Source organism: Sorangium sp. So ce834 (genome assembly GCF_051521425.1).
Classification (GTDB): domain Bacteria; phylum Myxococcota_A; class Polyangia; order Polyangiales; family Polyangiaceae; genus Sorangium; species Sorangium cellulosum_D.
Genome location: NZ_CP150351.1, coordinates 2634411 through 2659188, shown reverse-complemented (window position 1 = coordinate 2659188; position 24778 = coordinate 2634411). Strand labels below are relative to the sequence as shown.

Genomic DNA, 24778 nt, shown 5'->3' with positions numbered 1-24778 from the left:
GCCGCGCCCGCGCGCCGGGCGCAGGGCGCCTGCGCTGGCGAACCGCCGCCATCGTTGCTCCATCCGCACGCGCGCCGATCGACCCGCCCGCGCCCCCGCCGGCGCGGGGGCCCGCGGCCCAGACGCCGGGGCGCGGCCCCGCCGCCTCCCGGAGCACCGGGTCCTTCACATCCTCCGCGGGCCGGGTCTGCCTCAGCGACACCCGAAAGGAGACCCGAATGAGACGCGCAGCGCCGATCCTCCTGTCCATCACCACCTTGGGCACCGCCATGGGCCTCGCCGCGTGCGAGGCCGCCGACGTCGAGCCGCCCGCCCCCGTCGCCGAGGCCCCCGCGCCGCTCCAGGCCGTGGCGCCGTTCTCGGTCGTCATCGCCTCCGATCCGCAATACTGGTGGAGCGAGGACGACCTCGTGGGCGAGGACGCCGCGAAGGCCAAGCTCTCGTCGGCGGACATCAAGGCCCTGGGCAACAAGACCAACCGGGATCAGGTCAAGGCGATCAACGCGCTCGTCAAGGGCGCGACGCCCCCTGGCTACAGCGCGCCCAGCGCGGTCGTCGTCAACGGCGATCTGACCTCGTTCGCCCGCCCCGACCAGTGGGCCGCATACGAGGACCAGTATGAAGACGACCTCCGGGTCGACGTCTTCCCGGGGCTGGGGAACCACGACTACGGGAGCAACGTGCACGACAAGTGCGGCGCCTCGGCGCAGGACATCGCCGAGGCCTGCGGCTATTGCGCCGCGAGCCCCGGCTGCGACCTGTGCGAGCTCGTGGGCGCCTGCGATTGCGACAAGGGGTGCGCCGAGTGCGACCGGATGACCGGCGAGGGATCCAACTACTGCGGGAACGAGTCGCGGCGGTGGATGGAGCGCTGGATCAAGAAGCACCGCGGCCAGCTCGAGGCGTACGATCCGGGCAGCGTGGCCTACTCGTTCGTGAAGAACGGGATCCGCTTCATCCAGCTCCACAATCACCCCACCTACGAGGAGCCCGACTTCCACATCTCGAAATCGATCGACTTCCTCCGGAACCAGCTCGCCGACGCGGTCGGCGAGGGGCAGCGCGCCGTCATCAACATGCACGATTTCGGCGACGACATGTCGACCACGGACGGGGAGTTCATCGGCGCCATCACCGGCTTCGAATACAACGTCCTCGGCATCTTCTCGGGGCACATCCACAGCCAGGCCGGCCACAGGGGAAACATCGCGGTGAACGGCGTCCAGATCCCGTGGTTTCGCACCGGCTCCGCGACGTACAGCTACTTCCTGCTCGTCCAGTTCCACGGCGACAGCATGGATGTGAGCGCCGTTCACAGCGAGGGCGGCGTCCCCGCGCAGGTCACGGCGTACACGACCTCGGACTGCGACCGTTACGGCGTGGGCAACTGCGCCAACGTCAAGGCGCCGTCGCACCACCCCTACCCCGTCAACCCTTGCCCGGGGGGCACCCAGCCCGACGTCGCGCCGGGCTCGTCGCCGGGCTACCGCTGCGTTGTGGTGCCGGCGCAGCGGATCACCGACGGCCACACCAAGGACAAGGCCGAAAAGGACGATCATTTCGGCCGGGCGCTGGCCACCGCAGACTTCAATGGAGACGGCTACGCCGACCTGGCCGTGGGCGCGCCCTACGAGGACATCAACGGCGCGGACGACGCGGGCGCCGTGAACGTGATTTACGGTTCGATCCTCGGGCTGACGAGCGGCGGAGACCAGCTGTGGCACCAGGACTCGCCGGGCGTGGTGGGCAGCGCCGAGAAGGACGATCGCTTCGGCCATGCCCTCGCGGCCGGCGACTTCAACGGCGACGGCTTCGACGATCTCGCGATCGGCGCGCCCGGCGAGGACATCGGCGGCGACGACGATGCCGGCTCGGTCTACATCCTCTACGGCTCTGCGTCCGGGCTCACGAACGCCGGCAATCAGGGCTGGGACCAGGACAGCCCGAACGTGGCCGGCGGCGTCGAGCGCGGCGATCACTTCGGCTGGTCGCTGGCCACCGGCGACTTCAACGGCGACGGCTACGCCGACCTGGCGATCGGCGCGCCCGACGAGGACGTGGACGGTCACGACGACGGCGGCGCGGTGCACGTCTTCCGCGGCACGGCCGCGGGCCTGTCGGCCGTCGGCGATCCGATGTTCCACGAGAACAGCCCGAACGTGGCCGGCAGCGTCGAGGAAGGGGATCGCTTCGGCTGGTCGCTGGCCGCCGGCAACTTCAACGGCGACGGCTTCGACGACCTCGCGATCGGCGCGCCCTACGAGGATCTCGCCGGGCACGGCGGCGGAGGCGCGGTGCACGTCTTCCGCGGCACGGCCGCGGGCCTGTCGGCCGTCGGCGATCCGATGTTCCACCAGGACAGCCCGAACGTCGCCGACGCCGTGGAGGACGGCGATCACTTCGGCTACGCGCTCGCCTCGGGCGATTTCGACGGCGACGGCAAGGCCGACCTCGCGATCGGCGTGCCGCACGAGGATTTCGCCGGGCACGGCGGCGGCGGCGTGGTGCACGTCTTCCGCGGCACCGCGTCGGGCCTGTCCGCCGCAGGGGATCCGCTGCTGAATCAGAACACCCCGAACGTGGGCAGCAGCGTCGCGGACGGCGATCACTTCGGCTGGGCCCTCGCGTCGGGGGACTTCGACGGCGACGGCAAGGCCGACCTGGCGGTCGGCGCGCCGCACGAGGACATCGACGGCCACGACGACGCCGGGGTGACGCACGTCTTCCGCGGCACCGCCACGGGCCTGTCGACCCTCGGCGACCCGGCGTACACGCAGGACAGCCCGGGCGTGGAGGGCAGCGTGGAGGACGATGACCGCTCCGGGTACGCGCTGGCCTCCGGCGACTTCGACGGCGACGGCAAGGCCGACCTGGCCATCGGCGCGCCCGGCGAGGACATCTCTCGCGGCGGCGACGACAACGACGGCCACGTCAACGTCCTGTATGGCTCGAGCGCCGGCGTGGTCGCCGACCGCGATCAGGTCTGGCACCAGGCCTGGTGAAGCTCCCGGCGTGAGGCGGCGAGACCGCCTCCTCACGCCCGCGCTCGCGCCGGCCGAGCCTGCATCGTGAAGCGCGCCCGCGGTATGCTCCTCTCCCAGGAGCCCCTGCTTGTCCGCTGAAGACCACCGATCCGAGCCATCCTCCGGCGTCACGGTCGATCCCCAGCCATCCCCCGGCGTCACGGCGGACGCCGCGCCGTCCGCCAGCGCCACGGCCGACGTCGACAGCCTCTCCAGCGGCGGCTCCACCGCTTCCTCGCCGTCCCTCGCGTTCCTCCGCCAGATCGCCCGCGTGCCCGAGGTCGTCCCCGTCGCCCCCGTCGACGCCGACGAGAGCGGCGCCTTCCTCACCGCCGGCGAAGATCCGCCGCGCTTTTCGCTCCGCCGGCGCCTCGGGAGCGGCGGGTTCGGCACCGTGTACGAGGCCTTCGACGGGAAGCGCGGCGCGCTCCTCGCGCTCAAGGTGCTGCGGCGCCCGGACGGGAAGGCCATCTCCCTGTTCAAGCAGGAGTTTCGCGCGCTGGCCGGCATCGTCCACCCGCGCCTCGTCCGGCTCTACGAGCTGCACCGGGACGACGCGCGCTGGTTCTTCACCATGGAGCTCGTCTCGGGCACGGACGTGCTCACGCACGTGCGCGGCGCGGGAGGGCCGGACGAGGCGCGCCTGCGCGCGGCCTTCCGGGAGATCGCCGAGGGGCTGGCCTTCCTGCACGACGCGGGCAAGCTCCACCGCGACATCAAGCCGTCGAACGTGATGGTCGACGCGGCCGGCGCCGTGAAGGTCCTCGACTTCGGGCTCGTCGCCGATCTCAACGCCTCCGCGGTGCCCGTGCGAGCGGGGACGCCGAGGTACATGGCGCCGGAGCAGGCCGCGGGGCTCGCGGTCGGGCCGGCCGCCGACATGTACGCCGTCGGCGTGATGCTCCACCAGGCGCTCACCGGCCGCCTGCCCGCGCAAGGCGGCGCGGCGCCCGCGCCGGGGCCGGCCGCGACGGCCGCGCCCGAGGATCTCGACCGCCTCTGCCGCGAGCTCCTGGCGCACGATCCCGCCGCCCGCCCCACGGCCCGCGAGGTCGCGGCGCGGCTCCTCGGCCAGGCCGCCGGCGCGCCGATCGCGCGGCGCCCGGCGCCGGCGGCTCCCTTCGTGGGCCGCGCGGCCGAGCTCGGGCGGCTCCACGCGGCCCTCGACGAGGCGCGCGCGGGGCGCACGGTGGTCGCGCTGCTCCGCGGATCGTCGGGGATCGGGAAGAGCGCGCTCCTGCAGCGGTTCCTGGAGTCGGCGGGCGGCGGGCCCGGGGCCGTCCCGCTCGCGGGGCGCTGCTTTCAGCAGGAGTCGGTGCCGTACAAGGCGCTCGACGGCGCCGTCGACGAGCTCGGCCGGCACCTCGCCCGCGCGGCGCCGGAGGACCTCGCCGCGTGGCTACCCGACGACGTGGTCGAGCTCGGGCGCGCCTTTCCGGTGCTGCGGGAGGTGCCGGCGATCGCCGCGGCCGCGCCGCGGGAGGGCGCGGCGCCGGACGACGCGGAGCGCAGGCGCCGGGCGTTCGCCGCGCTGCGCGAGCTGTGCGCGCGCCTCGGCCGCGCGCGCGCGCTGGTGCTCGCGGTCGACGATCTCCAGTGGGGCGACCTCGACAGCGTCGCGCTGCTCGTCGAGCTGATGCGCCCCCCCGCGGCGCCGCCGCTGCTCTTCGTCGCCTCGTACCGCGCGGAGGAGGCCGCGACGAGCCCCGTCCTCCGCGCGCTGCTCGCGGCGCTCGGCGCCGATCTCGCGGCGGACGTGCGCGTGCACGAGATCGACGTCGGCGAGCTGCCCCCCGCCGACGCCGCGGCGCTCGCGGGCGCGCTGCTCGCGGGCGCGGGCGCGCCCGGCGGCGCGGCGGCGCGGATCGCGGCCGAGGCCCACCACAGCCCGCTCTTCATCACCGAGCTCTCGCGGCTCGCGGCCGAGCGCGGCGAGCTCGGCGGCGCCGCGCCCGACCTGTCCGCGCTCCTCGCGGGGCGCGTCGAGCGGCTCCCCGCGCCGGCGCGGCGGCTGCTCGAGGTGGTCGCGGTGGCGGGGCAGCCGATCGCGCGGCGGACCGCGGCGCGCGCGGCGGCGGCGGAGGGCGAGGCGCTGGACGAGCCCGAGGCGCTCTCGCGGCTCGTCGCCGCGCAGGTCGTGCGCGTGCGGGAGGCGCACGACCGCGAGGAGCTCCTGCCGTACCACGATCGCGTCGGCGAGGCGGTGCTCGCCGCGCTGCCGCGCGCGCGCCGCCGCGAGCACCACCTCCGCCTCGCGCGGGCGCTGGAGGGCCAGGGCGGCGCCGAGCCGTCCCTGCTCGCGCACCACCTCCGCGGGGCCGGGCTCGACGCGGAGGCCGCGGCCCGCGCCGTCGAGGCGGCGGCGCAGGCGCAGGCGGCCCTCGCCTTCGATCGGGCGGCGCGCTTCGCGCGCGAGGCGCTCGAGCTCGGCGAGCGCGACGCCGCGATCGCCCGCGGCGCCCGCCTCGCGCTCGCCTCCGCGCTGGCGAGCGGCGGCCGGTCGCGCGAGGCGGCGGAGGCGTACCTCGATCTCGCGTCGCGCGAGCCGCCGCGCGAGGCGCTCACCCACCGGCTGCGGGCGATGCAGCTGCTCCTCGCGGGCGGGTACGTGGACGAAGGGCTGTCGGTGCTCGACGGCGTCCTGGCCGAGCTCGGGCTCTCCAGGCCGGGGTCGACGCTCGAGGCGCTCGCGGAGGCGGCCGCCCTGCGCGCGCGGCTCCTGGCCCGCGGCCTCGCGTTCCGCGAGCGCGCGGAGCGCGAGATCCCGGGCCGCGACCTGCTCGCCATGGACGCCTGCCACGCGGCCGCGAGCCTGGCGGTGACGGCGCCCGTCCAGAGCGCGCCGTTCGCGGCGCGGCACCTGCTCCTCGCGCTCGACGCCGGCGAGCCGCACCGCCTCGCGCGGGCGCTCACCCTCGAGGCGATCCACGCCGCGCTCCGCGGCCAGCGCGACGGCGGCCGGCGCGCCGCCTCCTTGCTGGCGCTCCTCGAGCGGGTGGCCGCGCGCTCGCCGCGCCCGGAGGCGCGCCATTTCCACCTGCTGGCCGAGGGCGTGGCCGCGTTCGCCCGCGGGGAGATCGAGCGCGCCGAGGTGCTCCTCGGGCGGAGCAGCGCGGCGCTCGGGGCGCACGGCGGCGAGAGCGGGAGCGGCGGAAGCTTCGCCCACGCGCTCCTGGCGACGGTGCTCTGGCTCCAGGGCAAGATCCCCGGCCTCGCCGCGATCACGGCCGAGCTGCTCGCCGAGGCGCGCGAGCGCGGCGATCGCTACCGCGAGACGATGATCCGCCTCAACGGCGCGTACCTGCTGGACCTCGCCGCCGATCGGCCGGCCTCGGCGCGCGCCACGGTGGACGCCGCCATGGAGCGCTGGTCGCGCGCCGGCTACCACGTCCAGCACTTCCGCGAGGTCCTCGCCCGCGGGCGGATCGCGCTCTACGAGGGCGACGCGGCCGCGGCGCTGCGCTTCGTGCTGGCGGCGACGCCGCCGCTCCTCGGCTCCGGCATGGTCGCGATCCCGCTGGTACGGGGCGAGCTCTACTACCTGCGCGCCCTCGCGTCCCTCGCGGCCGCCGCGCGCGGCGGCGCGCGGGCGGTCGCCCTGCGCGCCCTCGCCCTCGCCGACGCGCGCGCGCTCGACCGGCGCGACGTCTTCTGGGGCCCGCCCGTCGCCGCGATGATCCGGGCCAGCGTCGCCGCGCAGCGCGGCCGCGCGGCCGAGGCCGCCGGGCGCATGCGCGGCGCCGAGGCCGCGCTCGACCGGCTGGGCGCCGCCCTCCTGGCGGCCGCCGCGCGCCGCGCGCGGGGGCTCTGGCTCGGCGGCGACGAGGGGCGCGCGCTCGTCGCCGCGGCGGACGCGTGGATGGAGGCCCGCGGCGTGCGGCGCCCCGCGCGGTTCGCCGCCACGCTGGCGGGCTAGCACCCAACGCACCCGCGGTGCCTCTCGCGTTCACCTTGGAGCGACAAACGGGTTAAAACCGCTCGAAAGAGCGGAGCCAGCCCACAGGAGAGGACGATCCATGAAACTGTACTTCAGCCGAAACCTGAATCCACGGGTCGCCGTCGCCGTGGCCCGCCACCTCGATGCACCCGTGGAATACGTCCACGCAGCGCCTCTCGACCCGTCCCAGCAGGAGAAGTTTCGCGCGCTGAATCCGAACCTGCGCGTGCCCATCCTGGTCGAGGGAAACCAGTCGCTCTGGGAGACGGACGCGATCGCGTGCCGCCTCTCGCAGCTCACGGGCTCGGACTTCTGGCGCACGGGCGCCGCACAACCGGAGATGATCCGCTGGTTGAGCTGGGGCACGCACAACTTCGTCGCGGCGTGCGACAAGGTCCATTTCGAGCGCGTGACGAAGCAGCGTTACGGGCTCGGCCCCATCCGCGACGACCTCGTGGCGGAGGGGCTCTCGGGGTTCGCCGAAGCGGCGACGCTGCTCGATCAGGTCCTGAGCGGCAGGGACTGGCTCGTCGGGAGCGCGGTTTCGTATGCGGACTTTCGCATGGCGTCGGTGCTCCCGTTCGCGGATCTCGCCGGGCTGCCGCTCTCGGACTACCCGCGCGTCGCGGCCTGGCACGCGCGCCTGTGGCAGCTCGACGCCTGGCGCGATCCGTTCGCGGGGCTCGACGCCCCGGAGCTCCCGGAGGTCCCGCGCTTCGACGCCGCCGGATCGAAGCGGTAGCCGCTCGAGGTGCGCGGTCGTGTCGAGCGCGGACGCTGGCCTGGAGAGAGGGCGGCTGCGCTCAGCGCCGCAGGATCCACCGATGGCCGCGGAGCAGCATGCGGGGCGCACGCGCGCGGTCGACGTCGACCGGCGAGACCCCCGCCCACGACGCGAGCGCGCCGACGGCGACATCTCGCTCCGGCGGCGAGAGATCGCCCAGGCTGGAGAGGTGGTTTCCACCCGGCACGACGAAGCGGTGCGAGTCCCGAGCCTCCCCGACGTCGAATGCGGCGGCCGTGTACGGGTCGTTCTCGCCGTAAATGAACATCAGCCGCTCGCCCTCGGCGGTGAGCCAGGCGGAGATGTCCGGCATCGCCCCGGGATCGAAGACCGGAGTCTTGCCGGGCCCAGGGATGATGAACGATGCGGCCGTGTCGGCGTCGGGGTACACGAGGAGATCGGCGAGGTGATCCGTCGCGATCGCCGGATAACCAAGCTGCACCGCAGCTTGCCAGTAGTAAGGCTCGTACACGACGAGGGAAGGATCGCTGTAGAACGAGGGCTGGCTCACCGTGTCGAGGAAGGCCCAGACGTCCTCGTCGTCCGAAGCCGCGGTCGGCACGGCGTCGCAGAGGGTCTCGTCCATGTACTGCCAGAAGGCAAAGACGGAGTCGACCACCGCGGTCTCCAGGACCCTCTCGATGCCGAGCAGGTCGTACGAGAAGCCCTCTGCCGCGGCGTCGGCCTCCATGCGCGCCAGCATCGCCGGGCGCCGCAGCAGCACCTCGCGCTGGAACTCCCGGAGCGCGCCCTGGCAGGCCGCATCGCCGCGCTCGGCCAGGAACTCGAGGTAGCGCGGATCGGGGTTGCCCATGCTGTGCGGCGTCACGTAAGCCACGGTGCCGTCCACGTCGTCGGGATAGAAGCGACGATGGTAGACCGAGGCCATCCCGCCCTTGCTCCCGCCGGTGGAGATCCACTTGCCCTCGTAGAAGGGCCTCAGCGCCGCGATGACGTGGTGAATGTCCGCGGCGGCTTGCTCGATGGTGAGCTGCGACCAGTCCGCGGGCTCCGGGCGGGAAGGCGTGAAGAAGCGGTGCTCGACGCGGATCTGGTTGCCGGCGAGCAGCTCGGTGGGCTCGTCGAGCCACTGGTACTCCGGCCAGAGATTGTAGCCTTCGGTCGCGATCACCACGGGCGCGGCGGGGTCCCGGTGGTGGAGCACGAGGCGCTGGCGAAACCGCGCGCCGTCCGGATCGTCGTGATCCGCGGGCTGGTCGATCTCCATGACGAAGTAGCGGTAGCCCGGAAGCTCCGAGTCCAGCTCCTCGACCGTGAGCCCCTCGACGTTCTCGAGCTGCTCGAGGATGTCGTCCGAGCCGTGGGGGTCCGCGCCGCCCGCGCCACCGCCGCCCTCGGCCTGCGGATCCGCGCCGCCCGCGCCGCCGCCGCCCTCGGCCTGCGGGTCCGCGCCGCCCGCGCCGCCGCCGCCCTCGGCCTGCGGGTCCGCCCCGCCCGCGCCGCCGCCGCCCTCGGCCTGCGGGTCCGCGCCGCCCGCGCCACCGCCGCCCTCGGCCTGCGGGTCCGCGCCGCCCGCGCCGCCGCCGCCCGCGGCCTGCGGATCCGCCCCGCCCGCGCCGCCGCCGCCCTCGGCCTGCGGATCCGCCCCGCCCGCGCCACCGCCGCCCTCGGCCTGCGGGTCCGCGCCGCCCGCGCCACCGCCGCCCCCGGCCTGCGGGTCCGCGCCGCCCGCGCCACCGCCGCCCCCGGCCTGCGGGTCCGCGCCGGAATCACCCCCGCAGGCGACAAGCAACGAAGTGACCGAGGTGAAGGCGAGCAAAATTAGATATCGGGTGGACATAACGGCCGAGCCTACATCAACGAGGCGCTCGTTCGGACGAGCGCCGCCGTCGGGAAGCTGCCTTCACGACCCGAGGCGCCGTGCCGCCGGATCGACGCGGTGGCGGCGCGGCTCCGGGGCGATCCGGCCGTGAGCGCGACGATCCCGCGCCTCGGCATGGACCGCGCGATCCTGGCGGGATCTCTGACGCACGGACCTGCTCACCCCTCGCCGAGCAGCCCCGCGCGCCGGCCCGCCTCGACGAGCTGGTCCTTCACGATCTGGAAGCGCTTGCGCAGCCGCTGCGCCTCCCGCTTCAGCGCGGCCTCGTCCTCCGCCTCTTCGCCGAGCATCACCCGCGCCACGTCCTTCCACTCCAGCCCCTTGTCGAGGCGCAGCACGAGCAACATCCGATCGTCCGGCGGCAGCGCCTCGCGCAGCTCCATGAGCTTGTCCTTCGCGTCGGTGCGCAGGTACGGCCGCGTCTCGGTGCGCACCTGCTGCTCGATCGCGCTCAGCTCCGTCGTTCCGAGCGACGGGCGCACCCGCCTCTCGCGGGCGCGCCTGTCGCGGGCGTGGTTCTTCGCCGCGTTCCGCGCGATCGTGTAGGCGAAGGTGCGGAGCGAGCACTCCCACGCGAAGGTCGGCAGCCCGCGCAGGATGCGCTCGCACCACAGCGAGAAGACGTCGTCGGGGTCCTCCTCGCGGCGGAGGAGCGCAGTCAGGAAGCCGAGGATCTCGGGCCCGTAGCCGCGGATGGCGAGCTCGGCGGCCCGCGCGACGGCGCCGCTCTCGCAGTGCTCGCGGACCTCGCGCTCGAGGTGCTCTCGGTCGACGGACATCGTGGGGCCGAGGATATCACCGTCCGCCGACGTCCCGCAGGCGACCATCCCGCCGCCGTGCGGCGGCGCTGCATGTCCACGCCGCGGGGAGAGGCTCGACGCGACGCCGGGACGCGCGGCCCGACCGCCATCGCCGCTTCACGGCGCGAGCGCGCACCAGAGGCCGTCCGACGCGCGGCCGCACAGGTCGGCGCGGCCGTCGCCGTCGACGTCGCCGAGCTGCACCGTCGCGCCGTACCGCGCGGCGAGCCACCCCTGGGCATCGCCGAAGGCGCCGAGCGACGCGGGGCGCGCCGCGCCGAAGCCGAGGCGGTTCGACATGGCGCACAGCGCGCCGGAGGCGCCGCGGCCGCAGAGGTCGGCGTCGCCGTCGCCGTCGACGTCGCCGAGGCCGAGGCTCCCCCAGTGGCTCGGCGCCGCGTCGAACTCCGACGCGTCGCCGTAATCGGGCGCGCCCCCGCGGCTGTACGACCAGACGTGCGGCCGCGCGAAACCGGCGCCGGAAGCGCTCGCCACCGCGCACACAACGCCCGACGGCCCGCGGCCGCAGGCGTCCGCCGCGCCGTCGCCGTCGATGTCGCCGAGCTGGATCGTGGCGCCGTACGGCTCCGGCAGCCAGCCGTTCGCGTCGGACATGTCGGCGAGCCAGAGCGCCGCCGCCCCGAAGCTCCCGGCGGTCGTGTTGATCGCGCAGCGCAGGCCGTCGGCGCCGCGGCCGCACACGTCGGCGTAGCCGTCGGCGTCCACGTCGGCGAGGTGGATCGAGCGGTAATAGCTCGGCGCGTCGTCGAACCCCTCCGCGTCGGAGAAGCTGTACGTCCACCAGACGTTGCCGGTGGTCACGAACGCGTCGCCGGCGGCGTTCGCGACCTGGCAGCGGATGCCCCACATGCCACGGCCGCAGATATCGGCCTTGCCGTCGCCGTCGATGTCGGCGAGCTGGATGGTGTTGCCGTATTGCGCGGGCCGCCAGCCGTTCGCGTCGGAGAACTCCGTCGTGTACCGCTGCGCGGGGAGGAACCCGCCCGCGCCGTTGCTCCGCGCGCAATACACGCCGTCGGCGCGCCGCACGCACGCGTCGGCCTTGCCGTCGCCGTTCACGTCGCCGAGCCGGACCGTGCGCGTGTAGGACTCGCTCGTGCCGATCTGGGCGTCCGAGAAATCGTTGTTGTACGACCAGCGGGTGGGCGCCGAGAGCTGGATCGCGAACCGCTGCGCCTCGGCGCCGCTGCAGTCGACCATCTGCACCGGCGTGCCGTTCGCGGCGTTGCCGCCGGCGACCGCGAGGCACCTCCCCTCGAGGCCGCGGATCTGCCCGCCGTCCAGCATCGTCCACGCCTGGCCGGGCGTGCCGGCGCAGCCCTCGAGCACCACGGGCGCGCCGCTCGACGCGTTGCCGCCGGCGACGCCGAGGCAGCGGCCGCCGGGGCCGCCGATGCGGTCCTCCGCGACGGTCCATTGCTGCGCCGAGGCCATGGAGCAACTGGCGAGGACCACGGGCGCGCCGCTCGACGCGCCCGCGGCCGCGAGGCATTTGCCCCCGAGCGCGCCGAGGCGGCCCGAGACGCCCGCGATCGCCGAGGCCACGTACCGGCGGCGCGCCCAGGCGCGATAGTCCGAGTTGGCCGGGTCGCAGGTCGTCCCGGTGCCGCACGCGCTCATGTCCGAGCAGGTGAACCGGTCGCATTGCGCATACCACCGGAACGCGTCCCAGGTGATGTCGAACTCCTCGTCGGAGACGTTCGCCTGCTCGTCCGACATGTCGTAACCCCGGTAGATCTGGAGCCCGTGCCCCGCGGCGTAGGCCTGGTGCGCGGCGAACGCGAACAGCGACGAGTGGTAATGATCGGTGTGGTCGCCGGCGTGGCCGTAATCGCTGTTCAGCGTGCCGACGCGGCTCGCGCGGAAATCGGACATCAGGCGAGCGAGGACGCCGATGAGCTCCTCGCGGGTGTAATCGACGGGGACCTCGACGGCGGGGTCGTCGCAGTCGTCGTCGGTGGCGCATTGATAGTCGCATTTGTCCCCGGTGCGGTCGACGCGCGTCACGATCGGCGCGCCCCCGTTCCAGAGGTCGCTCAGGAGCGCCGCGTCCGGGGACGAGGGGAGCCGCAGGAACACGAGCCCGACGCGGCCGGCGCTCCCGTCGAGCGCGCAGCGCACGAGGTCCTTGCCCAGCACCGCGGCCTCGGCGCAGCTCCAGCTGTTGGCGAGGCCGGCCATCGCCGCATACGCGGCCTTCATCCCGGCCTCCCGCTCGCCCATCACGTCCAGGCAATTGCCGCCGAGGCCCGCGGTGACGTAGACCGTCTCCACGGAATTCCCCGCGTGGATCGAGTCCGCGATGTCGGGGTTCATGAAGAGCAGATCGTCGTCCTGGTGCGCGACCACGTAGAGATCGCGCTCGGGCGCGGCGAGCGCCTCCCGGGCCGTGGTGGCGACGCTCTCGCGCTCCACGAAGAAGAGGTCCTGAGCGCTGCTCTGCCCGGAATAGAGGCTGTCCAGCGTCGTGTCGGCGAGCGTGCGGACGACGGCCGGCGGCGCCCCGGGGTCGATGCGGCGACCGGCGCCGGAGCCGGCCCAGATGCTCACGGTGGCGCTGTAGCGGCCGTTCGCGTTGGCGGGGCCGAACACGTACCGCGCGAGCCACGTTTGCTGCGTGGTCCCGGCGATGCCGCTCGTCGGGCCGGCGCCGTCGACGAGCAGGCCCGCGGGGCTCGACGTGTCGAAATGAAGGCCTTGGTGCTGGTGGGCGGTCGTCCAGGAGCTGACGCCCATGGGCACGTGGTACGCGTAGCCGACCGGGGGCGCGGCCATGCGGCCGGTGACGGCGATCCACCGGATGGCGTGCGCGGCCGACAGCGGGGCCGCGAACCGGCGGCGGACGTAGCCGGCGGTCTGCACGAGCTCGCCGCCCTCCCGCGCGAAGGGCCACTCGTCCGCCCAGCCGACCGCGCCGCCCACCTCCCCGTCGTGCTCGTCGTAAGCGAGGATCTCGGCGCGCGCGCTGGCCGGGGCCGCCGTCGCGGCCAGCAGGCCCCCCAGCGCCGTCAGGGTCCGCGCCGCCTTGGTCCACAGGTGTGCTCTCGGATGGATGCGAGTCATGGCTCTGCTCCTCGGGTGAGGCCGGCCCTCCGCCGGCGTTCCCCGAGGCAGACCCGCGCCGGCGCGCGGCGTGAACCGAAATCCGACACGCCGGCGGGGGCGTGGCGGAGGGTCGTATCGAGCGGACGATGAGCGCCCCTGCGCATCGCGGCGACGCCGATATCCCACCAGGTTGCCAGGGACACCCGATGTCGGACTCTGGATGGACCTCGTCGAAGGAGCCCCTCGCGATCGGCGCGAGCTCCCTCACCGGCGCTCCCCGCAATGGGCCTTGGCCGGCGCCGCTCCTTCTGGCACGCTCGTCGAGTCTCCTCGCGGCGGAGCCCTCACCGGCGATGCGCCCGCGCCAGCCGAGCGCGACGCGTCCAGTCCGGGTCCGCGCGCTCCGGGGAGCGAGGGGGGGCATGCCAACGAACGCCGTCATCGAGAGCGCGATCCGCCGTGCCGCCGTGCTGCTCGCGGCCTCCGCGCTGGGCGCGTGCAGCGCGGAGACGCCGCCCTACGACGACCTGCCGCTGCGCGACGCGCTGAGCGCCGCGCCGGAGGTCCTCGCGGCCTTGCCCGAGGGAGCCCTCCACGACGTCGCGGCGCGGCTGGAGGAGGCGCACCGCGAGCAGGCGGAGGAGACGCCGATCCTCGACGCGGAGATCGCGAGCGTCCCGGCGCTGGTCCGCAGCGCGGACGCGGCGCGGGAGGAGCTCGGGAAGGACGCGATCGTCCTCGGCGCGCTCGAGCCGTCCGCCGAGGGGTTCGTGCTCCGCTCCCTCGCGGCGGAGCGCGGGGCCGAGCGGCCGCTCGCCCGGCCCGTCCTCGCGGGCCAGCCGGCGTCGCCGGAGACCGCGGGGCTCGAGGACGCGGCGCTCGGCGGCCGGGCCGGCGCGATCGTGGCGGAGCTCGCGCGGCGCGCGGGCGCGCGCGAGCTCGTCCGCGTCACCGGGCTGCCGGCGGGCGTGGTCGCCCGGGATCGGGCGGTCTACGTCAACGCCGCGTGGCTTGTCGCGCTGAGCGCCCTCTCGCCCCCGGACGCGCCCCCGCTCGAGAGCCCCCAGGGCGCCGTCGCGCTGCCCGAGCTCCCCCGGAGCCAGCCGCAGTCCGTGCGCGCCAACCCGTATCACCTCCCGGGGTCGGTCGCCGAGTGCGCCGCCGGCGTGCGGGACGTGTGCACCTGCGCCGAGGCCGGGCGATGCGAGCACGAGCGCACGGATCCGCGCTTCGCCGACGCGCAGGCGGAGTGCGCGTGGGTCAACGCCGGCGCGACGAACGCCGAGGCGCTCTGCGTGCTCGCGCTGATGAGCATCGAGGGGGTGAAGGAGTGCGTCCTCGCCGCGGGCAGCGGCGCGTGCGCCGCGCTGCCGATCGCCGACCGCGACGGCGCGCTCGCCTTCGCCGCGGACGCGGGGTGCATGGCCGTGCTCGACCGCTGCCTCCAGTACGGCCAGCCGACCTCGCCGGCCGGCGTCCCCATCGGCGCGCCGAGCGGCTCGTCGGGCGACGGCGACTGCGGCAGCTGCGGCGGCGGCTGCGCCGGCTGCAACGAGGACATCGCGGGCTGCAACGAGAACTGCAGCGATTGCAACCAGAACTGCAGCGATTGCAACCAGAACTGCCGCGACTGCAACCAGAGCTGCAAGGACGGCGATCCGACGGCGGGCAGCGGCTCGGCCACGAGCTGCCGGCTGGCCGCGGGCGGGCGCGACCTCGAGGGGGGCCGCCCGGGCGCGCGTGGGCCCCTGGGCGCCGCGTTCTGGCTGCTCGTGCCCGCGGGCTACATGCTGCTGCGCATCCGGAGGCGGGCGTGAGCCGGGCGCTGATGCTCTGGCTGGAGCGCCACGGCCTGCCGCCGTGGCTCTCGCCGACCTACGCGGTGATGGTCGCCGTCGCGGGGCTCCTCGGGTCGACGGCGTTCTTCTGGCTGGTGCGCCGGGACCGGGGCGACGTCGGGGTCGAGGGTCGCGCGCTCCTCTGGGGCTACGTCGCCGCGCTCCTCGGCGGCTACGCCTTCGAGGCGCTGCGCGCCGTGCCCGAGGCGCTCGCGCGCGGCGCGTGGGGTCCGGTGCTCCACGCCGGCCGGGCCGCGTACGGGGGCCTCATCGCGGGCGTCGTCGTCGCCGGCCTGGTCCTGCTCCGCCGCGGCGCGCCGGTGCTGCCGTTCCTCGACCGGCTCGTGCCCGGGCTCGGGATCACGTACGCCAGCGTGCGGACCGGGTGCTTCCTCGCGGGGTGCGACTACGGCCGCGTCACGGCGGGCGCGCTGGGGGTCCGGTTTCCCGCGGGCAGCCCCGCGGCGGCGGATCACGTCGCCGCCGGCTGGGTGCCCCTCGGGGCGCCGAGCCTGCCCGTGCACCCGACGCAGCTCTACGAGGCGGCGCTCGGGCTGCTGGCGAGCGCGATCGCCGCCCTCTGGCTCGTCCGGGGGCACCGGGACGGCCGCGCCTTCGCGACCTGGCTCGCGCTCTACGCCGCCGGCCGGTTCTTCGTCGAGCTCCTCCGCGGCGACGCTGGGCGCGGCGTGTACGGGGGGCTGAGCACCGCCCAGCTCGTCTCGCTGGCGCTCCTGCTGGGCCTCGCGGCGGCCGTCCTGCGCGCGCGCCGCGCCCGCGGCGCTCGCGGCGGCGCAGCCGCGGCCCCCGCGCTGATGGCGCTCGCTGCCTTGAGCCTGGCCGCGGGGGAGGCCGCGGCGCAGCCGGCGCGCTCCGAGCCGCCCCCGGCCGCGAAGCCCGCGCCGGCGAGCTCGGCGCCGCCCGTGGCGCCGCCGCCGCGGGCTCCGGCGGCGCCGCCGGCTCCGGCGCCCTACCCGTACCCGCCGCCTCCAGCGGGCGGGTATCCCGCGCCCTACCCGTACCCGCCGCCTCCGGCAGGCGGCGCGTACCCCGCGCCCTACCCGTACCCGCCGCCCCCGGCGGGCGCGTACCCCGCGCCCTATCCCTACCCGCCGCCTCCGGCAGGCGCATATCCAGCGCCCTATCCGTACCCACCGCCCCCGGCCGGCGGGCCTCCCCCGCCCTACCCGTCTTCGCCGTCCCCGGCGGGCGGGTCCCCCGCGTCTCCCCCGCCCTCGGCCGCAGCCGCCGCACAGCAGCGCGGACGCACGACGAAAGTGGCTCCGGAGCCCGCGGCCGAGGAGCCCGGGACAGGCCCCCAGGCGGAGGCCAACGCGCGCCGGATGGCGCTCTCGCTCGGGATCTCCGGCTACTTCGTCCCGGCGCGCTTCGCGGTCAAGGATGGGATGTCCGTGGATCTCGACGTGCTCGCGCGCCTGCGCCTGAGCGAGACGCGCCGCTTCGAGATCGGCGTCGAGCTCCGGAGCGTGTCGACCACCGACGTCGACCAGGTTGCGGCCGGCGTGCCGCTCCGTCTCGTCATGGGCGTCGGCTCGCATCTCGAGATGTCGGTCGGGATCACGCCGGGCTATTACCGCATCTTCTTCGACTCGCCGTATTTCGAGAGCGTCGGCGCCGTCGGCGGCCGCCTCGCGTGGGGGATCCAGCTCCCGATCACGCCGCACCTGTTCGTCGGCGTCTCTCCCGTGAACTTTCTCTTGCTCGGCTCGAGCGACGTGGACGCGCTCGTGGCCTACGAGCCCGGGCTCTGGGTCGGCGCCGGGCTCCTGTGATGGCGCTCGCCGGAGCGCTCGGGAGCCGATCGAGAGGCCTTGATCGAGCCCGCTGTCATAGCGCCACGTCGTCGGTCGCTTCGCCGTCGGGGCCGCGTGCAGCGACGAATACCCTCGCGTCCGGCGGACACAACATCGCCGCGGCACGCCAAAGCTCCCTCCCCGACTCCGCATCGAACACGGACACACGTCGTGCTGGCCATCGGCCTAGACGCATCCGCACGTCGAGCCACAGCCGGTCATCCACGCGGAGTATGTCGAACCGGAAGCCGGGCCGCGGCAGGCGAGACCTCCCGATCCCGAGAGCACCACGAGCGCTACCGTGGCAAGCCATGGCGAGCCGCCCAATGAGTCGGGAAGGAATCGGAGGCGCACCATCCGTCAGGGAATGGGCCCCAAGGCGTCCAGCTCGTCTTCGAGCGCCGCATGCACGGCATCGATGACCGCCGACGTCTGAGCACGGAATGCGGCGCTGGTCGTCCCCGACGGGATCGGCGACGGATTGCCGATCTCCACCGTGAACACGGTGCGCCCGCTCGCCGCGCCCCACAATCCCAGACTCGCCCCAATCGCTCCTTGCGCGACCCAGCCGATGTTCGAGACGTCCGGGCAGCCGGCGTCTGCACACTGGCTTGGGCTCGCGCCTCTGCGATTGCCGCGAAGACGCGTGGTGATGCCTGTGGCAACCAGCGTATTCCATGCCCGTTGCGCAATCCTGCAGGTCAGCTCCCGGGCGCGAGCCGCCGTCAGCCGTCCGCTTCCCGGGCTCGTTGGAATGTCTACGAAAAAGCCCTCCTTCTGGACGTTCGTGCCATGCAGAGCAACGATGAGGAACGGGTCAGCTGCTTCGATGATGTCGAAGATGGCCTGCGTTTCCAGCTGCCGGATGGACTTGCGGGAGCCAGAGCATCGTGGCCCCTTCATCGCGTCAGGCAGGGTGAACGCAGCGCTGCTCCTTCGGTCACCGGGGAGGCCCGAGAACGTGCGATTCAGGTCGACCCCACGAGCATTGCAGCGCGCCGATCCATTGCTCGCCGGGTTCACTCGCCGCATGTAGATCACGTTGAATTGCCGACGCAACTTGCTGTGCGGAGGGCTGCCGGGGGCGGTCCCCACGGGCGCAGCCAAACGCGTTTCCAGTCGGTCGCCCAGCTCGATCCCATTCGTCTCCGGTGGATGGATGCCATTGACCACCAAAACGGTCTTGGCGTCCCGGTGCGGCTGACTTCGGCAACCGAAGAAACTCGCTCCGACGGGGTGTGCGGTGTCGACGAAGCGAAAGTCGTCCACGACGGGATAGTCCACCGCGCGAGTCGTTGGATCCGTCCCTGGCAGACTCGCATACCCTACCACGACGTCCACTTCGCTCCCCCCGGTCGTGGTGGAGGTCCGGGCGCCTTCGATCCGTCTCACACCCTGGTGAGCCGTGCGAAGGCCACGAGATCCGGGATGTGATAGCAGAGCCCGGATGATGTCGATGGGGATCATGCTCGTCGCTGCCCCTCTGCAGCGGCTTGTAAACCGGCGCAAGGTGGACCCAGGTTCGCGAAGAACCAGTCTTGCAAGGTTCGATCGTTTGCGAGAGGATAGGCTCAACGGGGGACGAAATCCGGATCTCCCGCCCGCGCTGGCCGCGCTCCCGTCCACGCCGACGTGCGCCCGCGGCGCCGCCCGCGCCACAGGTTCGCGCGCGCCGTCCGGGGCGCCAGAATACGCGCGCCGTCCCGCGCGTTGAGCCGGGCGTGCTCCCGAAGCCTCCCCCGGCCCGGCCTCGCCTCGGCGCGTCGACCCCTCGACGGCTCGCCTATCGCACGCTCGTGACCCTGGTGTCGCTGCTGCTCGTCGGGGGCGCTGCCCTGGCCGGCGCGCGCCTCTGGGTCCTGCGGTCGGCGCGCATCTACCGCGAGCTCCACGCCGTACCGCGGGGCGAGGTGGCCATCGTCCCGGGCGCGCTCGTGTGGCCGGACGGAACGCCGTCGGCGGCGCTCGAGGATCGGCTCGCCGCGGCCCTCGAGCTGTACCGCGCTGGCAAGGTGCGGCGCGTGCTGGTCTCCGGGGACCACGGGCGCGTCGGCTACGACGAGCCCAACGCCATGCGCGCGTGGCTCGTCAGCCGGGGCGTGCCTTCCGAGGACGTGTTCATGGACCACGCGGGCCTGCGCACGCTGGACACGATGCAGCGCGCCGCGCGCGTCTTCGGGGTGCGCGACGCGGTCGTGTGCACCCAGGGCTTTCACCTGCCGCGCGCCCTGTACCTGGCCCGCGCGGCGGGCTTCCCCGCGGTGGGCTACGCCGCCGACCGGCGCGTCTACGCGAACGCCGACCGCGACGCGCGGCGCGAGCTCCTCGCCACGGCGCTGACGCTCATCGACACCTGGTCAGGCCGCGGGCCGCGTTTCCTGGGGCCGCAGGTGCCCATCCAGGGCGACTCGAGCGCTTCCCACGACGCGTGGACGCGCGGGCTCGTCGTTCGATGAGGCGCGCGCCAGGCTTCGCGGGACGCGCTCGATGAGGTGGCGAAGGAGCCGGGCAAGACCGTCCTGCAGATCGCGATCAACTGGCTGCTGCAGCGGCCGAGCGTCGCGAGCGTGATCCTGTGACCGCGGCGCTCGACCGCTGCATCCGCTCGCCGGCGCCTGCTCCCCCGCCCTTCGCGCCGGATCAGTGGATCCAGCTCGTGCCCTCCGCGATCTTCTGACCGGCCGGGCCGAACATCGTCTGGAGCACCGACTTGCCCTTGATGCGGACCTTGGTGACCGTCTTCGGGATGGACCAGCTCACGACGTCATCGCAGCTCGGCTGGATGAGGCCGCCGCCCGGGGAGTACACGCCGGTCTTGCTCTTCGTCGCGCCGATCTGCACCCAGCAGCCCTCGACCTCGTCGAAGCCGTAGAGCGTCGCGGTCGTCGTCGTGTGCTCGCAGACGCTCCTCGACTTGGCGGCGTTGACGCTGTACGCCATCGCCGTCTGGGTCGACGCGAATGCGTTCTTCACGTTCGTGACCTCGACGACGTAGTTGCCCTTGCTGCTGTAATAGGTGTTGTCCGGCGACTCGCGGATGGTGAAGCTGCCGACGTCGCTCGAGTTCGACTGGGCCGCGGTCTGGTCGGCCGTCGGCGGGGAGACGCACAGCGCCTGCGAGGTCTCTTCGACCTCCTCCAGTCCGGCCAGCTCCGCGTCGAGGTCGGTCGCGTCGGCGACGCAGCCCACGAGCGCAAACGAGGACACGAGGGACGAGGCGAGGAGGATCATTGCACGCTTCATGGTTGAGCTCTCTTTCCGGTATTTCGTTGAACGACACGTGATCTGACGCGCGGGCGGTCCGCCGCGGGTGCGACGGGTCGAGTCCATCCGTCGACCGGGTCGCCCTGCTCGCCGCTCGGGCCGCGCCGAGCGTCACGCAACGCCTTTAAACAGGAAGCATGCCACTCCCCGATTCCGGCGGTCGGCCGCGCGCGCGCCGGTATTTTCGCGCGTTCGCGCGCTCCGCGGCCCGGGCGGTCCGCGCCCGCGCCGGCGCGCTGGGGGCGCGCCCCCTCAGCCTGGAGGCGCCGCCCTCCAGGGCGGGGTCGTCAAGCGGAGATCGGAGCGCGCCTGAGCGCTGGCCGGTGTGGAATTCCGCGCCACGGGCCTGGCGCCGAGCCAGACCTACGATCTTCGCGTGAGCGCGCAGGACGCGTGGCCCGGCAGCTTCGAGCGGCTCGCGCTTCTCCACGGTGCGCACGTGTTCTGCGACACAGCGTGTGGGCGCAGCGACAGGCGTGTGGGCGGCCGCGCGCGCTCGCGCGCGAGTGTGGCACCTGCGCGCGCGGGCCGCCACGGTCGCGCGCGCGCCCCTCGCCCGCGAGGGCGAAGGGCGCGCGCGCTCACCTCTGGCCTCCTGGTCGACCCGCTGGCCGAGCGGGTGCAGACGCTGGCGCGCGGGGGGACGCGCGGCCGCGTGCAGCTCGGGGGCTCGACCCAGCATCGCCCTGCAGACGTCGTGCGGATCCATCTGCTCGGGAAAGACCGAGCAGCCGCCGCCGTTGAGCTGCGCCACCCCGCCGGCCCCTCGTTACAAGGCCTTCGCCGGACGTTGCGGCGTCTGACCGCCGACACCGTCGGCGAGTCCTGGCGCGTCCGAGGAGCGTCGACTGCAATGTTGGAGATGGTCTAATGTGCCATGGGGAGCCAGATCTGGCCGTAGTCGTACTCCCCCCAGCAGTACACCGTACCATCCGTCTTCAGCCCGCAGTTGAAGTTGGAACCCACGCTGATCTCGACAAAGGTGCCCGTGGGGTCGGTGGACTGGCCGTACAAATTGTACCCCCAGCAGTCGACCGTGCCGTTCGTCCTCACCCCGCAGGTATGATCTTTACCCGCGCCGATCCAGATGAAGGTGCCTGCGGGCTCCGTGGCCTGGCCAGAAGCGTTGCTCCCCCAGCAGTCGACCGTGCCGTCGCTCCTCAGCCCGCACGAGTGGTTCCAGCCCGCGCTGACCTGGGTGAAGGTCCCCGGCGGGTCCGCGGCCTGGCCTGAGATGTTGTATCCCCAGCAGTCCACCGCACCGCCCGTCCTCACCCCGCACGTATGGGAGCCGCCCGCGCTGACCTGGGTGAAGGTCCCCGACGGGGGCGTGGCCTTTCCGCTGCCGTTGCTCCCCCAGCAGTGCACGGTGCCGTCCGTCTTCACGCCGCAGTTGTGAAACGAGCCCGAATCGATCTGAGCATAGTCTCCTGGTGGATTGGTGGCCTGGCCCTCGCTGTTGTCGCCCCAGCAGTACACCTTGTTGCCGGGCGTCATCCCGCAGGAGTGAAGGTTGCCCGTGCTGAACTTGGTGAAGCCCGAGGGCGGCATGAGGTGGCCGGTAGGCAGCGTGGCCTGTCCGTAATCGTCACGCCCCCAGCAGTAACTCGTGCCATCCGTCCTCGCCCCGCAGCCATGGTCGAGACCCGCGCTGATCTGCGTGAACGCGTCCGTTTGCGGCACGGCCTTCCCCGCGTAGTTCTCTCCCCAGCAGGCCACGTCGCCGCCCGTCATGATGCCACAGACGTGCGTGGCGCCGGCGTTGATCTGGAGGAAGGTCGCGCTGGGCGGTGACGTCTGGCCGAAGGTATTATTTCCCCAGCACGTCACCGTGCCGTCCACCTTCAGCCCGCAGCCGAAGTAATTGCCGATGCCGATCTGCGTGAAGGTGCCGGGCGGCGGCGAGGACTGGTTGTTCGTGTTGCGCCCCCAGCAGGTTGCAGGCGGCTCGCCGCTGCACGTCCGCGCTGCGGCGTCCTGCCTGCTTGCCGGAGGGGCTTGCGATCCGGCGATTCAAAGCAGGAACCCGCAGAACGCAAGCCCCGGAGGTGAGCCCAGCGAGCTCCCTCACGCCATCCTGCGCGTGTCAGTACCTCTTGTGGCCTTGCAACCCGAGGGTGGTGTTACCCCAGAAGACGCTGAACCTGGAGGCGAGCGGGCTGCCGACCACCACATCGGGGATTCCCTGCCCCTGGACGGCATCGAAATCATCGCTGGTCACACCGCTGTCGCCAAGGCCGTTGATGCTCCTGGCGGCCAGCGAGTCGCCGAAGCGAGTGTTGGCCTGGTTCGTCTGTCCCGGGATGTCGCTCTGCTGCACGAACTGAAACGCCTGGAGCGTGGTTCCACCCCGGAAGACCGAGACGGCCCCCGCGTGTGAGTCCTCTCCGGGCGCTCCGACGATGAGCTCGTCCTGCGGCGTGGACTGGATGATGTTGGCCGCGGCCAGCGTCGTACCAAACACGTCGCCCGATTCAGGTGTGCTATTCTGCACGAGGGTCTGCTTGCGATGGAAGAGGTTCGGATCGGCGAACAGGTTCTCGTACTCGTAGACGTACACTGCGCCCTTGAGGTTTTGCGCCCACGGCGCGCCGATAGCGATATCATTGGCGCTGCTTCCGCGGAAATTACCAATCGCCAGCGAGTAACCGAACCCGATTGTGTCGGCGTCGGGTGCGACAATACTCTCGAAATGCGTGACTATCGGCGCCGTGGTGTTGGATGCCGCGACCGGGGCCGCGCCATCGAAGACGTCGATCTGGCCCCGGCTGTTGGCGAAGGGCGCAGCGACGACGAGATCGCCCGTGTTGTTGGTTGTGAGACTGCCGATAGCGACAGTGGTGCCGAAGTGGCCGCTGGCGACCAAGCCTGTGAGCTTCTGCACGCGCCGTACGGAGCTCCCGCTCGGGGGGTTCGTCTCGCTGTACAGGAACACGGCCCCGTTCGGGTTATCCGAGGGCGCGCCGACGGCCAGCGTCAGCGCCGAGTCGGTCGGCCCCGAGGAGCCTGAGGTGAACGTCCGCGCGATGCGACCTGCCGCAACCGCGGTGCCGAACCGGGCACCGGCAGTCACGACGCCGGCGTTCAGGGTCCTCTGCGTGTACGTGCGCCAAGCTTGCAGCTTGCCGACGTTGTTGGGGCGCAGCACGGCGACCGCGCCCGCGTCCACCACCACACCATCGACGTCATGGTACGGAGCACCGACGATCAGCTCATCCCTTCCGTCGTTGTCCATGTCTGCTGCGGCGAGCGCCCGACCGAAACCATCGCCCGCCACGGTACCCCAATTGGCGGTGCTCTGGGTGACGGTCTGCCAACGGTAGAGTCCACGGCTCGTGCCCTTGTAGACACGGACCTCGCCTGCGTCCGCCACGCCCCCCACCGTCCTGCCCGGAAGACCGACGGCGACGTCGGCGTAGCCGTCGCCATCGAAGTCGCCGGTGGCGACGGTGTGGCCCGCATAATCATCGCTGGACGGCGTCGAGAACGGCGTGGAGTACATGTAATATATCGAATTGATGTCTTCTCGAGACATCACAAAATTCGTAAGAATCGGCGACCCATCCTTCTTCGTCACCGTCGCACAGAACGACCCACCGCCGGTCGTCGGAACGTTGCACCAGCTCGGCGCACTGCTGTCGCACCACAGGCCGGTCTGGTAATGCATGATGCTCTTGTAGTCGTAGACGCCCGACGTGTAGGCATCCTCCGCCTTATCATAGTCATGCGAATGATCGTCATCGATACAGGACCCGTTGACATTCACGTAGGTGTCGCGATCCGAACGGGCTTGCTCATGGTGCATGCCGAGGGAATGCAATATCTCGTGGGTCGCGGTGCGCTCGTCCGGCGCATCGAAGAACCTGATGTATTCCACGCCACCATCGAATCCAGTTTCACTCGAATTGGCCCCCGAGCCGCCGGTTGCCCGTATGAACAGGATATAGCTGGTCGGATCTGTGCCTGGGTTACCCGTTAGCGTGCAGTCAATCTCCGTGAACGTGACAGGCAAGCTGAGCGCCATCTTCGCGATGGCGCTGCGCACCGTTGCCTCCCACGCGGCCGGAAGGGTGTTCGCAGAATTGAGAGAGAAGCAGTAGCGGAAGTTGCCGCCTGGCCAAAACCGGTCCCCGCCAACACGCACCAGCGCCTGGTCGGCGCTGACAATCTGGTCGGACGCGTCTTCGTCGGTCGAAACATCACTCAAGTCATCGCTCACAACGCACGCGGGCAACATGCACGCTGCGGACGCCGAGAACAGGGCAATAAGCGCACGATTGGTTCTAAACATGTTCAGGTCCTGCTTTAACGTGGATTTCGCGCCTACGATGCCGATCTGGGGCGTGAGAAATCCGGCGCAGTAAAAGGAACGCCTTGAAAGAAAGGCTCGGCGTGGCGACCCGCCCGGG

Annotated in this window: 13 protein-coding genes and 1 pseudogene; 7 read left to right on the top strand and 7 right to left on the bottom strand. The window is 72.8% G+C overall.

Annotated features, from left to right (window positions below):
- Window positions 1-218 precede the first annotated feature (218 nt).
- From WMF20_RS09465 to WMF20_RS09455, 3 genes are all read left to right on the top strand, one after another.
- Entirely contained in the window at window positions 219-3002 is a 2784-nt protein-coding gene (locus WMF20_RS09465; protein ID WP_437612560.1) for a hypothetical protein, read from the top strand.
- Window positions 3003-3111: 109 nt separating this feature from the next.
- Window positions 3112-6939, top strand: coding sequence for a serine/threonine-protein kinase (locus tag WMF20_RS09460; RefSeq protein WP_437612558.1), 3828 nt, complete (start codon window positions 3112-3114; stop codon window positions 6937-6939).
- A 100-nt stretch (window positions 6940-7039) separates the two neighbouring features.
- A complete protein-coding gene (locus WMF20_RS09455) occupies window positions 7040-7702 on the top strand; it encodes a glutathione S-transferase family protein (RefSeq protein ID WP_437612556.1) in 663 nt (220 codons plus the stop codon).
- A 61-nt stretch (window positions 7703-7763) separates the two neighbouring features.
- On the opposite strand, the gene WMF20_RS09450 is transcribed toward WMF20_RS09455, so the two are convergent.
- From WMF20_RS09450 to WMF20_RS09440, 3 genes are all read right to left on the bottom strand, one after another.
- Window positions 7764-9545 carry a S28 family serine protease gene (locus tag WMF20_RS09450; RefSeq protein WP_437612554.1) on the bottom strand — a complete coding sequence of 594 codons (1782 nt, stop codon included), beginning with the start codon at window positions 9543-9545 and terminating at the stop codon, window positions 7764-7766.
- A 200-nt stretch (window positions 9546-9745) separates the two neighbouring features.
- A complete protein-coding gene (locus tag WMF20_RS09445; RefSeq protein ID WP_437612552.1) occupies window positions 9746-10366 on the bottom strand; it encodes an RNA polymerase sigma factor in 621 nt (206 codons plus the stop codon).
- Window positions 10367-10504: 138 nt separating this feature from the next.
- Window positions 10505-13471 carry a ricin-type beta-trefoil lectin domain protein gene (locus tag WMF20_RS09440; protein WP_437612550.1) on the bottom strand — a complete coding sequence of 989 codons (2967 nt, stop codon included), beginning with the start codon at window positions 13469-13471 and terminating at the stop codon, window positions 10505-10507.
- A 404-nt stretch (window positions 13472-13875) separates the two neighbouring features.
- Here WMF20_RS09440 and WMF20_RS09435 point away from each other — a divergent pair, with 404 nt between their 5' ends.
- Entirely contained in the window at window positions 13876-15270 is a 1395-nt protein-coding gene (locus tag WMF20_RS09435; protein WP_437612548.1) for a hypothetical protein, read from the top strand.
- On the top strand, window positions 15267-17084 hold the full coding sequence (locus WMF20_RS09430) for a prolipoprotein diacylglyceryl transferase (protein ID WP_437612546.1): 1818 nt from the start codon (window positions 15267-15269) through the stop codon (window positions 17082-17084). The genes WMF20_RS09435 and WMF20_RS09430 overlap by 4 nt, the downstream gene beginning before the upstream one ends.
- 381 nt (window positions 17085-17465) lie before the next feature.
- Here WMF20_RS09430 and WMF20_RS09425 read toward each other — a convergent pair whose 3' ends face one another.
- On the bottom strand, window positions 17466-18389 hold the full coding sequence (locus WMF20_RS09425) for a hypothetical protein (protein WP_437612544.1): 924 nt from the start codon (window positions 18387-18389) through the stop codon (window positions 17466-17468).
- 437 nt (window positions 18390-18826) lie between these two features.
- Here WMF20_RS09425 and WMF20_RS09420 point away from each other — a divergent pair, with 437 nt between their 5' ends.
- Window positions 18827-19561 carry a SanA/YdcF family protein gene (locus tag WMF20_RS09420; protein WP_437612542.1) on the top strand — a complete coding sequence of 245 codons (735 nt, stop codon included), beginning with the start codon at window positions 18827-18829 and terminating at the stop codon, window positions 19559-19561.
- A 21-nt stretch (window positions 19562-19582) separates the two neighbouring features.
- Window positions 19583-19681, top strand: a pseudogene (locus tag WMF20_RS09415) (aldo/keto reductase); the annotation flags it as partial.
- Window positions 19682-19745: 64 nt separating this feature from the next.
- Here the strand turns inward: WMF20_RS09415 and WMF20_RS09410 are convergent.
- The 3 genes from WMF20_RS09410 to WMF20_RS09400 form a co-directional block, all read right to left on the bottom strand.
- Window positions 19746-20348 (bottom strand): hypothetical protein, encoded by a 603-nt coding sequence (locus tag WMF20_RS09410; RefSeq protein WP_437612540.1) that lies wholly within the window; start codon window positions 20346-20348, stop codon window positions 19746-19748.
- Between the two features lie 888 nt (window positions 20349-21236).
- Window positions 21237-22241, bottom strand: a complete 1005-nt coding sequence (locus WMF20_RS09405) for a hypothetical protein (protein ID WP_437617097.1) — start codon at window positions 22239-22241, stop codon at window positions 21237-21239.
- A 214-nt stretch (window positions 22242-22455) separates the two neighbouring features.
- Window positions 22456-24660 carry a M12 family metallopeptidase gene (locus tag WMF20_RS09400; protein WP_437612538.1) on the bottom strand — a complete coding sequence of 735 codons (2205 nt, stop codon included), beginning with the start codon at window positions 24658-24660 and terminating at the stop codon, window positions 22456-22458.
- Window positions 24661-24778 lie beyond the last annotated feature (118 nt).